General features: G+C 59.2%; 11 protein-coding genes. 7 read left to right on the forward strand and 4 right to left on the reverse strand.

The window, feature by feature from the left end:
- Positions 1-24: 24 nt before the first annotated feature.
- From odhB to brnQ, 5 genes are all read left to right on the forward strand, one after another.
- Entirely contained in the window at positions 25-1,260 is a 1,236-nt protein-coding gene (gene odhB / locus AC1Z24_RS11185; RefSeq protein WP_259100384.1) for a 2-oxoglutarate dehydrogenase complex dihydrolipoyllysine-residue succinyltransferase, read from the forward strand.
- Between the two features lie 172 nt (positions 1,261-1,432).
- The gene (lpdA, locus tag AC1Z24_RS11190; protein ID WP_483745687.1) at positions 1,433-2,869 is read left to right on the forward strand and encodes a dihydrolipoyl dehydrogenase; all 1,437 of its coding nucleotides are present in this window, start codon (positions 1,433-1,435) and stop codon (positions 2,867-2,869) included.
- A gap of 191 nt (positions 2,870-3,060) precedes the next feature.
- Positions 3,061-4,227 (forward strand): ADP-forming succinate--CoA ligase subunit beta, encoded by a 1,167-nt coding sequence (gene sucC / locus AC1Z24_RS11195; protein WP_259100382.1) that lies wholly within the window; start codon positions 3,061-3,063, stop codon positions 4,225-4,227.
- Positions 4,227-5,108 (forward strand): succinate--CoA ligase subunit alpha, encoded by an 882-nt coding sequence (gene sucD / locus AC1Z24_RS11200; RefSeq protein ID WP_483745688.1) that lies wholly within the window; start codon positions 4,227-4,229, stop codon positions 5,106-5,108. Before sucC ends, sucD begins: the two co-directional genes overlap by 1 nt.
- 430 nt (positions 5,109-5,538) lie before the next feature.
- On the forward strand, positions 5,539-6,852 hold the full coding sequence (gene brnQ, locus AC1Z24_RS11205) for a branched-chain amino acid transport system II carrier protein (RefSeq protein WP_483745689.1): 1,314 nt from the start codon (positions 5,539-5,541) through the stop codon (positions 6,850-6,852).
- Positions 6,853-6,924: 72 nt separating this feature from the next.
- On the opposite strand, the gene AC1Z24_RS11210 is transcribed toward brnQ, so the two are convergent.
- Positions 6,925-7,176 (reverse strand): hypothetical protein, encoded by a 252-nt coding sequence (locus AC1Z24_RS11210; RefSeq protein ID WP_483745690.1) that lies wholly within the window; start codon positions 7,174-7,176, stop codon positions 6,925-6,927.
- Positions 7,177-7,504: 328 nt separating this feature from the next.
- Between AC1Z24_RS11210 and htpG the strand changes: the two genes are divergently transcribed.
- Both htpG and AC1Z24_RS11220 read left to right on the forward strand, forming a co-directional pair.
- Positions 7,505-9,409, forward strand: coding sequence for a molecular chaperone HtpG (htpG, locus tag AC1Z24_RS11215; RefSeq protein ID WP_483745691.1), 1,905 nt, complete (start codon positions 7,505-7,507; stop codon positions 9,407-9,409).
- A gap of 84 nt (positions 9,410-9,493) precedes the next feature.
- Positions 9,494-10,225: a dienelactone hydrolase family protein gene (locus AC1Z24_RS11220; RefSeq protein ID WP_483745692.1), complete on the forward strand. Its 732-nt coding sequence runs from the start codon at positions 9,494-9,496 to the stop codon at positions 10,223-10,225.
- Between the two features lie 144 nt (positions 10,226-10,369).
- Here the strand turns inward: AC1Z24_RS11220 and AC1Z24_RS11225 are convergent, their stop codons facing one another.
- The 3 genes from AC1Z24_RS11225 to fabB all read right to left on the reverse strand — a co-directional run bounded on the left by AC1Z24_RS11225 (position 10,370) and on the right by fabB (position 13,126).
- Positions 10,370-11,230 (reverse strand): pirin family protein, encoded by an 861-nt coding sequence (locus AC1Z24_RS11225; protein WP_483745693.1) that lies wholly within the window; start codon positions 11,228-11,230, stop codon positions 10,370-10,372.
- 14 nt (positions 11,231-11,244) lie between these two features.
- Positions 11,245-11,646, reverse strand: a complete 402-nt coding sequence (locus AC1Z24_RS11230; RefSeq protein WP_483745694.1) for an OsmC family protein — start codon at positions 11,644-11,646, stop codon at positions 11,245-11,247.
- Between the two features lie 259 nt (positions 11,647-11,905).
- A complete protein-coding gene (fabB, locus tag AC1Z24_RS11235) occupies positions 11,906-13,126 on the reverse strand; it encodes a beta-ketoacyl-ACP synthase I (RefSeq protein ID WP_259100373.1) in 1,221 nt (406 codons plus the stop codon).
- Position 13,127: the final 1 nt, after the last annotated feature.

Consider the following 13,127-nt stretch of genomic DNA (forward strand, 5'->3'; position numbering starts at 1 on the left):
AACCGAATTAAGGAATTACAGATAATGGCTATCGAGATCAAAGCCCCCTCTTTCCCGGAATCCGTTGCCGACGGCACCATTTCCACCTGGCACAAAAAGCCGGGCGAGGCGGTCAAGCGTGATGAACTGCTGGTCGACATCGAGACCGACAAGGTTGTCCTGGAAGTACTGGCCGAAGCTGACGGCGTACTGGCATCGATCGTAAAAGGCGAGGGCGAGACCGTCCTGTCCAACGAACTGATCGCTACCCTGGACGCTGGTGGCACCGCATCGGCTGCTCCTGCTGCCGCCGCCGCTGCTCCAGCTGCTGCACCGGCGCAAGCTGCTGCCGCACCTGCCGCTGCTGACGACGACGCAGTTGCTGCTCCTGCTGCCCGCAAACTGGCTGAAGAAAACGGCATCAACCTGGCCAGCGTCAAGGGCACGGGTAAAGATGGCCGCGTGACCAAGGAAGACGTAGTCGCTGCCGTTGAAGCGAAGAAATCCGCTCCAGCTGCTGCGCCTGCCGCCAAGCCTGCCGCTGCCGGCGCTGCTGCTCCTGTGTTCGCCGCTGGCGACCGCACCGAGAAGCGCGTACCGATGACCCGCGTTCGCGCCACCGTGGCCAAGCGCCTGGTTGAAGCTCAGTCGAACATGGCGATGCTGACCACGTTCAACGAAGTCGACATGACCGAAGTCATGGCTCTGCGTTCGAAGTACAAGGATCTGTTCGAGAAGTCCCACAACGGCGTACGCCTGGGCTTCATGTCGTTCTTCGTCAAGGCTGCAACCGAAGCGCTGAAACGCTTCCCTGCGGTCAACGCCTCGATCGACGGTGCCGACATCGTCTACCACGGCTACGCCGACGTTGGCGTTGCGGTTTCCAGCGACCGTGGCCTGGTGGTTCCGGTCCTGCGCAACGCTGAGCAGATGAGCCTGGCTGAAATCGAAGGCGGCATCGCTGCCTACGGCAAGAAAGCCCGTGACGGCAAGCTGTCCATCGACGAGATGACTGGCGGTACCTTCACCATCACCAACGGTGGTACTTTCGGCTCGATGATGTCGACTCCGATCGTCAACCCGCCGCAAGCGGCCATCCTGGGCATGCACAACATTCTGCAGCGTCCTATGGCGATCAACGGTCAGGTTGTTATCCGTCCGATGATGTATCTGGCTCTGTCCTACGATCACCGTCTGATCGATGGCAAAGAAGCCGTGACCTTCCTGGTTACCATCAAGAACCTGCTGGAAGATCCGGCTCGTCTGCTGCTGGATATCTGATGAGGCAGCCCCGAGCTGCGAGCGACGAGCTTCAAGATAGAAGCGGTTCGCTCGCTGCCCGGGGCCTGTACGTTGCACTCAATGAAATGGTCGCATGCCGAATCCGCAGGACACCGCGGACCGGCTTGCAGCTCGCAGCTTGAAGCTCGCAGCTAAAGAGGAACTCTTTTTTATGTCCCAGAAATTCGACGTAGTAGTGATTGGCGCTGGCCCTGGCGGTTATGTCGCCGCGATCAAGGCTGCACAACTTGGTCTGACGACTGCCTGCATCGAGAAGTATCAGGACAAGGAGGGCAAGCTGGCCCTGGGCGGTACTTGCCTGAACGTCGGTTGCATTCCATCCAAGGCGCTGCTGGACAGCTCCTGGAAGTTCTACGAAGCCAAGAACGGCTTCGCAGTACACGGTATCTCCACTTCCGAAGTGAAGATGGACGTGGCCGCGATGGTTGGCCGCAAGTCCCAGATCGTCAAGGGCCTGACCGGCGGCGTTGCCAGCCTGTTCAAGGCTAACGGCGTCACTTCCCTGCAAGGCCACGGCAAACTGCTGGCCGGCAAGAAAGTCGAGCTGACCAAGCCTGACGGCACCACCGAAGTCATCGAAGCCGACAACATCATCCTGGCTTCCGGCTCGCGTCCGATCGACATTCCACCGGCTCCGGTCGACCAGAACGTCATCGTCGACTCCACCGGCGCCCTGGAATTCCAGGCCGTGCCTGAGCGTCTGGGCGTTATCGGTGCTGGCGTTATTGGCCTGGAACTGGGTTCGGTATGGTCGCGTCTGGGTTCCAAGGTGACTGTTCTGGAAGCCCTGGAGAAGTTCCTGCCAGCCGCTGACGAAGCCGTTGCCAAGGAAGCTCAGAAGACTTTCACCAAGCAGGGTCTGGACATCAAGCTGGGCGCTCGCGTCACTGGCTCGAAAGTCAACGGCAATGAAGTTGTCGTCAACTACACCGACAAAGACGGTGAGCAGAACATCACGTTTGACCGCCTGATCGTTGCGGTAGGCCGTCGTCCTGTGACCACCGATCTGCTGGCTGCCGATAGCGGCGTCGATATCGACGAGCGCGGTTTCATCTTCGTCAACGATCAGTGCGAGACCAGCGTTCCTGGTGTCTACGCGATCGGTGACGTGGTCCGTGGTCTGATGCTGGCACACAAAGCTTCGGAAGAAGGCATCATGGTGGTTGAGCGCATCAAGGGTCACAAGACCCAGATGAACTACGACCTGATCCCATCGGTTATCTACACTCACCCGGAAATCGCGTGGGTTGGTAAAACCGAGCAGACCTTGAAGGCCGAAGGCGTTGAAGTTAACGTCGGCAGCTTCCCGTTCGCGGCCAGTGGCCGTGCAATGGCAGCCAACGACACTGGCGGTTTCGTCAAGGTCATCGCTGACGCCAAGACAGACCGTGTACTGGGTGTACACGTCATTGGTCCAGGCGCTGCAGAGCTGGTTCAGCAGGGCGCGATCGGCATGGAGTTCGGCACCAGTGCCGAAGACATCGGCATGATGGTCTTCTCCCACCCGACGCTGTCCGAAGCGCTGCACGAAGCAGCCCTGGCTGTGAATGGCGGTGCCATCCACATCCAGAACAAGAAAAAACGCTAAGAAAGAAAACCACGACGGACTGCCCGTCGTGAGCCTTGCGAGCAAGACTCACCGCGGAAGGTCCGTTGGACTCGACCTCCCGGTGACTGCAGGAATCTTCCTGCAATCATCGGGACAAGCGGTCACAGGTGGTGCGGCACCCACGATGTGCAGCACCGAATGCGCAGTACCTAACGAAGACGGTAATAAGCATGAATCTCCACGAGTATCAGGGTAAGCAGCTGTTTGCTGAATACGGCCTGCCAGTTTCCAAAGGCTACGCAGTCGACACCCCGGAAGCAGCAGCAGAAGCTTGCGACAAAATCGGCGGCAGCGAGTGGGTTGTCAAAGCCCAGGTTCACGCTGGTGGCCGCGGTAAAGCGGGCGGCGTGAAGCTGGTTCGCAGCAAAGAAGACGCAGCAGCGTTCGCTTCGCAGTGGCTGGGCAAGCGTCTGGTCACTTACCAGACTGACGCCAATGGTCAGCCAGTCACCAAGATCCTGGTTGAATCCTGCACCGACATCGCCAAAGAGCTGTATCTGGGCGCTGTTGTGGATCGTTCCAGCCGTCGTATCGTGTTCATGGCTTCCACCGAAGGTGGCGTGGACATCGAGAAGATCGCTCACGACACTCCTGAGAAGATTCTCAAGGCCACTATCGATCCATTGGTTGGCGCTCAGCCATTCCAGGGTCGCGACCTGGCGTTCCAACTGGGTCTGGAAGGCAAGCAAGTTGCCCAGTTCGCCAAGATCTTCGTTGGTCTGGCCAAACTGTTCCAGGATCACGATCTGGCCCTGCTGGAAGTGAACCCGCTGGTGATCAAGGCTGACGGCGATCTGCATTGCCTCGACGCCAAGATCAACATCGACGCCAACGCCATGTACCGTCAGCCTAAGCTGAAGACTTTCCACGATCCGTCGCAGGACGATCCGCGCGAAGCGCACGCTGCCAAGTTCGAACTGAACTACGTAGCCCTGGAAGGTAACATCGGTTGCATGGTCAACGGTGCTGGCCTGGCCATGGGTACCATGGACATCGTCAACCTGCATGGCGGCAAACCAGCCAACTTCCTCGACGTGGGCGGCGGTGCTACCAAAGAACGCGTTACCGAAGCGTTCAAGATCATTCTGTCCGACACCAACGTCGCTGCAGTACTGGTCAACATCTTCGGCGGTATCGTTCGTTGCGACATGATTGCCGAAGGCATCATCGGCGCAGTGAAAGAAGTCGGCGTGAAAATCCCGGTTGTTGTTCGCCTTGAAGGCAACAACGCTGAACTGGGCGCTAAAGTACTGGCAGAAAGCGGCTTGAACATCATCGCTGCTACCAGCCTGACCGACGCTGCTCAACAAGTCGTCAAAGCTGCGGAGGGCAAATAATGAGCGTCCTGATCAATAAAGACACCAAAGTTATCTGCCAGGGCTTCACCGGTTCGCAGGGTACTTTCCACTCCGAACAAGCCATTGCCTACGGCACCAAAATGGTTGGCGGCGTGACGCCAGGCAAGGGTGGCACCACTCACCTGAACCTGCCTGTGTTCAACACCGTTCGTGAAGCGGTAGAGCAAACTGGCGCTACCGCCAGCGTGATCTACGTTCCGGCTCCTTTCTGCAAAGATTCGATCCTGGAAGCTGCCTTCGGCGGTATCAAACTGATCGTTTGCATCACCGAAGGTATCCCTACCCTCGACATGCTGGATGCCAAGGTCAAGTGCGACGAGCTGGGTGTTACCCTGATCGGCCCTAACTGCCCAGGCGTCATCACTCCGGGCGAGTGCAAGATCGGCATCATGCCAGGTCACATTCACTTGCCAGGCAAGGTCGGTATCGTGTCGCGTTCCGGCACCCTGACCTACGAAGCTGTCAAGCAGACGACTGACGCCGGTTTCGGTCAGTCGACTTGCGTCGGCATCGGCGGTGACCCGATCCCGGGCTCGAGCTTCATCGACATCCTGAAACTGTTCCAGGAAGACCCGAAGACCGAAGCGATCGTCATGATCGGTGAGATCGGCGGTTCGGCTGAAGAAGAAGCGGCTGCCTACATCAAGGCACACGTGACCAAGCCAGTCGTTTCTTACATCGCTGGTGTGACTGCCCCTGCGGGCAAGCGCATGGGCCATGCGGGCGCAATCATCTCCGGCGGCAAAGGCACTGCAGACGAGAAATTCGCTGCTCTGCAAGACGCTGGCGTGAAAACCGTGCGTTCCCTGGCAGATATCGGCAAAGCCCTGGCTGAGCTGACCGGTTGGGCTGTCAAGTAAGCTTCGGCTGACTGACTCGCAACCAGCAAAGGCCACCTTCGGGTGGCCTTTGTGCGTTCTGGGCCTTGAAATGCAGCCTTTCTGTGGGACCGGCTTTAGCCGGGAAGGGGCCGGGACAGGCTGGGCATTTTCCTGATCTGGCGCGATGCCTTCTCGGCTAAAGCTGGTCCCACAGGGGGTCTGTGTGCTCAGCGCCGAGATGCCGGAAAATCTCTCGCTCGTCGCCATAAAAGCGTGCGTTCATCGCCTGGAATGCCCTGTATCAGTGCAATAAATTGCCGAATTGGTTAGGCTAGCCGCCATTTTGTGCCTACCGGCCCTCACAAGGGGTCGTTGCACAGGCCGGGCTTGTCCTAAAAGGACAGGCAACATTTCCCTTACCCATTGGGAAATCGCTCTCTAATTCCGATTTGGCAGTGTGGTTTTCTCGATGAAAGTGTTGAAAGGTCAGGACATCCTGGCACTTGGTTTTATGACGTTTGCCCTGTTCGTAGGGGCTGGCAATATCATCTTCCCCCCCATTGTCGGCTTGCAGGCCGGGCCCCACGTATGGATGGCGGCCTTGGGCTTTCTGGTCACGGCCGTAGGTCTGCCGGTGATCACCGTGGTCGCCCTAGCCAAGGTCGGTGGCGCCATGGACAGCCTGAGCAGCCCCATTGGCAAGGTCGCCGGTGGCATTCTCGCCGCAGTCTGCTATCTGGCAGTAGGGCCGCTGTTCGCCACACCGCGTACGGCGACGGTATCCTTTGAGGTGGGCCTGGCGCCTCTGACCGGCGAAAGTCCCCTGGCGCTGTTCATCTATAGTGCGGTGTATTTCCTGCTGGTGTTCTGGATTTCCCTCTACCCCGGTCGCCTGCTGGACACGGTAGGGCGTTTCCTTGCGCCGCTGAAGATTATTGCCCTGGCGGTGCTTGGCATTGCCGCCTTTGCCTTGCCGGCGGGCGAGATCGGCGTCGCAGAGTCTGCCTACGTCGCCTCTCCTTTCTCCCAGGGCTTTATCAATGGCTATCTGACCATGGACACCTTGGGTGCCCTGGTCTTTGGCATTGTCATCGTCAATGCCATCCGTTCCCGTGGTGTCGAGTCGCCCCGGCTGATCACCCGTTACGCGATCATTGCCGGGTTGATTGCCGGTCTTGGCCTGGCGCTGGTCTATATCAGCCTGTTCCGCCTGGGTTCCGGCAGTCATGCCGTGGCAGCGGGGGCGAGCAACGGTGCCGCTGTGCTGCACGTCTATGTGCAACACACCTTCGGTTCGTTGGGCAGCGGTTTTCTCGCGGTGCTGATTTCCCTGGCCTGCCTGGTTACGGCAGTGGGCCTGACCTGTGCCTGTGCCGAGTATTTCAGCCGCGTGCTGCCGCTGTCCTACAAGACCCTGGTGATTCTGTTGGCGGCGTTCTCGCTGCTGGTCTCGAATCTGGGTCTGACCAAGCTGATCCAGTTCTCCATCCCGGTGCTGACGGCCATCTACCCGCCGTGCATCGTTCTGGTGGCCTTGAGCTTCTGTAAGGGTTTCTGGCATTCCCAGGGGCGCATCGTCGCACCGGTGATGCTGGTGTCGTTGCTGTTCGGGATCATCGATGCGCTGAAGGGTGCGGGGCTTGGCGAGCATCTGCCGCAAGTCGTTGCGCACTTGCCGCTGAGTGATCAGGGCCTGGCGTGGCTGGTGCCGGCGTGCTTTACCCTGGTCGTGGCATTTGTGTGTGACCGGCTGTTAGGCAAGCGTCGCGAAGTATTGGCTTAGTCTGCCTGCTTAACTAACAAGGCCCGCGAATAGCGGGCCTTGTTGTTTGAATACTGCTTGGCCTGTTGAAGGCTAGTTGCTGGTTTTCGGGGCTTGGCCCTGGGCTTCCTGCGCGCGCTGTTGCGCGGCTTCAGCGTTCTTTTGCGCAGCTTCCTGACTTTCCTTGGCCGCGTCGTTTACCTTGTCCTGTGCTTTCTGCATGGACTCCTGCGACTGCTGTGCAGCATCATTGGCTTTTTTCTGGGTGTCGTCGGATTTCTTGTCGCACGCGGCAAGACCCAGGGTGGCAGACAGGATCAAGGCATAAGCTAAAGTGTTACGCATGGGGTGTTTCTCCTTATTGAGTAGCTACGTGCCTTTCGAGCCTCGTCTTTTTAATTAAGTTCAACCGGATGTTCATCGCCCGCAATTAACTGTTTCAGCCGCGTTACGGCGCAAACAATAGAAAGCATGTAGTGAATATGTATCGCGACGCGTCCGGACAATACCCGCGAAGTGCCACAAGGCCCGCGCGAACCACGATCCGGCAAATCTACTTTTTCCTGCTCTTGAAATCTCCTGCCCAGCCCCCACCTTGTTGTCATCCCGCCGTTCGGCAAAGGCAGACGCCGTTGTCGTATGACTTACACCATCCAATTGGAGTTTGATGACCATGAGTGTGGAAACTCAAAAGGAAACCCTGGGCTTCCAGACCGAGGTAAAGCAGCTGCTGCACCTCATGATCCATTCGCTGTATTCCAACAAGGAAATCTTCCTTCGCGAATTGATCTCGAACGCCTCTGACGCCGTCGATAAACTGCGCTTCGAAGCCCTGGCCAAGCCAGAATTGCTCGAAGGCGGCGCCGAGCTGAAAATCCGTGTGACCTTCGACAAGGATGCGAAAACCGTCACCCTCGAAGACAACGGCATCGGCATGAACCGCGACGATGTGATTACCCATCTGGGTACCATCGCCAAATCCGGCACTGCCGATTTCATGAAGAACCTGTCCGGTGATCAGAAGAAAGATTCGCACCTGATCGGCCAGTTCGGTGTGGGCTTCTACTCCGCTTTCATCGTTGCCGACCGCGTTGACGTGTACAGCCGTCGTGCCGGCTCCCCGGCCAGCGAAGGCGTGCATTGGTCCTCCAAGGGCGAGGGCGACTTTGAAGTGGCCAACGTCGAGAAGGCCGAGCGCGGCACCCGTATCGTCCTGCACTTGAAAAGTGGCGAAGACGAGTTCGCTGACGGCTACCGCCTGCGCAACGTCATCAAGAAGTACTCCGACCATATCGCCCTGCCGATCGAGCTGCCTAAAGAACAGGCCGCTGCCGAAGGCGAGGCTGCCCCGGAACTGGAGTGGGAAACCGTCAACCGCGCCAGCGCGCTGTGGACCCGACCACGCACCGAGGTCAAGGACGAGGAATACCAGGAGTTCTACAAGCACGTCGGCCACGACTACGAGAACCCGCTGAGCTGGAGCCACAACAAGGTCGAAGGCAAGCTGGAATACACCTCGCTGCTTTACGTGCCGGCCCGCGCGCCGTTCGACCTGTACCAGCGTGAAGCCCCGCGTGGCCTGAAGCTGTACGTGCAGCGCGTGTTCGTCATGGACCAGGCCGAGTCGTTCCTGCCGCTGTACCTGCGCTTCATCAAGGGCGTGGTCGACTCCAATGACCTGTCTCTGAACGTCTCCCGGGAAATCCTGCAGAAGGACCCGATCATCGATTCGATGAAGACGGCCCTGACCAAGCGCGTGCTGGACATGCTGGAAAAACTGGCGAAGAACGAGCCTGAGCAATACAAGGGCTTCTGGAAGAACTTCGGCCAGGTCATGAAAGAAGGCCCGGCCGAAGATTTCGCCAACAAGGAAAAAATCGCCGGTCTGCTGCGCTTTGCCTCAACCAACGAGGAGGGCGGCGAGCAGGTGGTGGCCCTGGCCGACTACCTGGCCCGCGCCAAGGAAGGTCAGGACAAGATCTACTACCTGACCGGCGAAACCTACGCCCAGGTCAAGAACAGCCCGCACCTGGAAGTCTTCCGCAAGAAAGGCATCGAAGTGCTGCTGCTGACCGACCGTATCGATGAATGGCTGATGAGCTACCTCAGCGATTTTGACGGCAAGGGCTTTGTTGATGTTGCGCGCGGTGATCTGGACTTGGGCAAGCTGGACTCGGAAGAGGACAAGAAGGCTCAGGAAGAAGTCGCCAAGGACAAGGAAGGTCTGGTCGAGCGCCTGAAAACCGCCTTGGGCGATGCTGTCGCCGAAGTGCGCGTTTCCCATCGCCTGACCGACTCGCCAGCGATCCTGGCCATCGGCGAAGCGGATCTGGGCCTGCAAATGCGCCAGATCCTCGAAGCCAGCGGGCAGAAAGTGCCGGATTCCAAGCCGATTTTCGAGTTCAACCCGGCTCACCCACTGATCGGCAAGCTGGACGCCGAGCAGAACGAAGAGCGTTTTGGCGACCTGTCCCACATCCTGTTCGATCAGGCGGCCCTGGCCGCAGGCGACAGTTTGAAGGATCCGGCCGCATACGTGCGCCGTTTGAACAAGCTTTTGGTCGAATTGTCGGTTTAAATCGATGCTCTGAACAAAACCCGCTTCGGCGGGTTTTGTTTGTTTAGCCTTTGTCTTTCTTAATCAATGAGTCAGGAGTCAGCAATGAGCAACGTTACTGTACGTTCCGTGGTTTACCAGATCGATGGCCAGCCGTATGAAAGCCGTCTGGTGTTTGATTCTGCCGACACCACTTCGTCGCGCCCCGGGCTGTTGATGGCCCCGAACTGGATGGGTGTCAGTGAAGGCGCGGAGAAGATCGCCAAAAAGGTCGCGGAGCAGGGTTATGTGGTGCTGTTGGCCGACCTGTACGGGCAAAGCGTACGTCCGTCCAACAACGACGAGGCCGCTGCGGCGATGATGCCGTTGAAGAATGATCGTCAACTGTTGAACGTGCGTACCAAGGCGGCCCTGGCCCAGCTCGTGGCGCAAACCGACGTTGCCGTGGATGCTGACAAGATCGCCGTATTTGGCTTCTGCTTCGGTGGCTGCTGTGCTCTGGAACTGGCCCGTACAGGTGCCAATCTCAAGGCGGCGATCTCTTTCCACGGCACTCTGGACACACCAAACCCGAGCGATGCCAATAACATCAAGGGTAAGGTCCTGGTCTTGCACGGCGCTTCCGACCCGTTGGTGCCGAAAGAGCAACTGCCGGCGTTCGAAGAAGAGATGAACGCCGCGGGTGTGGACTGGCAACTGCTCAGCTACGGCGGCGCATTCCACTCTTTCACCGACCCGCATGCCAATGTTCCGGGCATGATGATGTACGACGAGAAAGTCGCTACCCGAGCATTCAAGTCCATGCATAACTTGCTGGATGAAGTGTTCAAGGGTTGATTTAAGCTGGCCCGGCCTCAGGGCTGGGCCCGTTGGAGCGAGGCTTGCCCGCGAAGAGGCCGGTGTACCCGACACATATTTGATATCTGATCCATCGCCTTCGCGGGCAAGACTCGCTCCAACGCGTCCGAAAATCCGTCTGAATCAGCGTTTACCCGGCAACTCAATCCTGCCAATTTCCCCCGGCACGGTCGGCCAATCGCCCGCTGCCCAGCGTTGCCGTGCCTGGTCGATCAGGGTCGGGTCGCTGGCAACGAAATTCCAGTTCATCCGCCTTGCCCCGTCCAGGGCTTCTCCGCCGATCAATACCGCGTGGCATTCACTGTCGGCGCTGAGGATCGCTTCCTGGCCGCTGTCCAGCACGATCAGGCTGCGGGGTTCTACCGGTTGACCATCGAGGGTGGCTTCGCCTTCCAGGACGTACAGCGCGCGCTCGGCGTGCTCTGTGGGGATCAGCAGGGTGGTGGCGGTCTGCAGGTGCAATTCGGCATACAGCGTGCCTGAGAGCACCGGCACGGGGGAGGTCAGGCAGAAGCCGCTGCCGGCGATCATGCGGATGCGGATACCCAGGTTGTCACTGGTCGGCAGGCTGGCTGCCGGGTGATGGCTGTAGTGCCCAGGTCCTTGCTCGTGGTCCTTGGGCGAAGCCAGCCAGATCTGCAGGCCGTGCATGCGTGAGCCTTTGGCTACCAGGTCTGCGGGCGTACGTTCGACGTGGGCGATGGCGCTGCCCGCAGTCATCCAGCTCACTTCGCCGGGCAGTACCCGCTGATCGCTGCCGAGGCTGTCCTTGTGCAGCAACTCGCCTTCGAACAGATAGGTCAGGGTCGACAGGCCGATATGCGGGTGCTGGCGGATATCCATGCCGCTGCCTGCCGGGTAGTCGGTTTCCAGCATATGGTCGAAGAACACGAAGGGGCCGACGCTGCGGCACTGTGCTGACGGCAACGGGCGCAGGATCGGCTGGCCTTCGACGTCTTCGGCGCGGGGTTTGATGATCAGCATGCTCGGCTCCCTGGTCAGGCCAGCTGGGTCTGGATGGTGATTTCGGCGGTGGTCATCAGTTTATGCACCGGGCAGCGGTCAGCGATACGGTGCAGCAGGGTGCGCTGCTCTTCAGTGAGATCGCCTTCCAGCGTCAGTTCGACGTTGAGGCTGTATTTGCCTTTGCGCTCTTCGCTGTCGTCATGGCTGACCGCGACGCGAATGCCCGTGAGGGGGATGTCGTGTTGCCTGGCGTAGAGCTTGACGGTCAGGGCCTTGCAGGAGCCCAGTGCTGCATCGAAATAATCATGGGGCGAGGGCGCCGAATCTTCGCCGCCCAGAGAGACCGGCAGGTCGGTGGCGAGGGTGTGGCGCTCGTTGATGTCGACGCTGTGGCGAAAGCCTTCGCTGGAGGTACTGCTGACGATGACGGACATGGGGGCCTCTGGGGTTGCGCAATTATTCGAAATGAAATGAGTCTTTGTGGCTGGTGTGTACCATGTGGGAGCCGGCTTGCTGGCGATGGCGTCGGACCAGGCACTGACATCTTTGCGAGCGCTTCGCACTCGATCGCCAGCAAGCCGGCTCCCACAAAGTCCCATCTTGAACCGCTGTGCTATTTCCTGCAGGCACAAAAAAGGCGCCTGTTGGGCGCCTTGATTGTAGTGCTGCGACGGCAATTACTTACCGGTGCGATTATTTACCAGACCAGCGCTTCATGATCAACGTGGCGTTGGTGCCGCCGAAGCCGAAGCTGTTGCTCATGACCTGATCGATCTTCGCATCTTCGCGAGTCTTGGTCAGGATCGGCATGTCAGCCACTTCCGGGTCCAGCTCGTCGATGTTGGCCGAGCCAGCCATGAAGTTGCCTTCCATCATCAGCATGCAGTAGATCGCTTCGTGAACGCCTGCGGCGCCCAGGGAGTGACCGGACAGGCTCTTGGTCGAACTGATGGCCGGAGCGTTGGCGCCGAAGACTTCACGCACACCTTTCATTTCCGCGACGTCGCCGACCGGGGTCGAGGTGCCGTGGGTATTCAGGTAGTCGATCGGGCCTTCGGTGGTAGCCATGGCCATCTGCATGCAGCGGATGGCGCCTTCGCCGCTCGGCGCAACCATGTCGTAGCCGTCGGAAGTCGCGCCGTAGCCGACAATTTCCGCGTAGATCTTGGCGCCGCGGGCCAGAGCGTGTTCCAGCTCCTCGACCACCACCATGCCGCCGCCACCAGCGATGACGAAACCGTCACGCTTGGCGTCGTAGGCGCGGGAGGCTTTTTCCGGCGTTTCGTTGTACTGGGTCGACAGGGCGCCCATGGCATCGAACAGGAACGACTGGCTCCAGTGCTCTTCTTCACCGCCGCCGGCGAAGACGATGTCCTGCTTGCCCAGCTGGATCTGTTCCATGGCGTTGCCGATGCAATGCGCGCTGGTGGCACAGGCCGAAGCGATGGAGTAGTTCAGGCCCTTGATCTTGAACGGGGTGGCCAGGCAGGCGGAAACCGTGCTGCTCATGGTCCGGGTGACGCGGTACGGGCCGACACGCTTGACGCCTTTTTCGCGCAGGATATCCAGCGCTTCCATCTGGTTCAGGGTCGATGCGCCACCGCTGCCGGCGATCAGGCCGGTGCGCGGGTTGGATACCTGCTCTTCGGTCAGGCCGGAGTCAGTGATGGCGTCTTTCATGGCCAGGTAGGCGTAGGCCGCTGCGTGGCCGACGAAGCGATAGATCTTGCGATCGATCAGCTCTTCGAGGTTGAGGTCGATGGAGCCGGAAACCTGGCTGCGCAGACCCATTTCGGCATATTCCGGATTGAAACGGATGCCAGGGCGGCTTGCACGCAGGTTGGCGGAGACGGTGTCTTTGTCATTGCCCAAGCAGGAAACAATGCCCAGACCAGTGATAACGACGCGGCGCATG

The organism is Pseudomonas sp. JL23, from assembly GCF_056933585.1.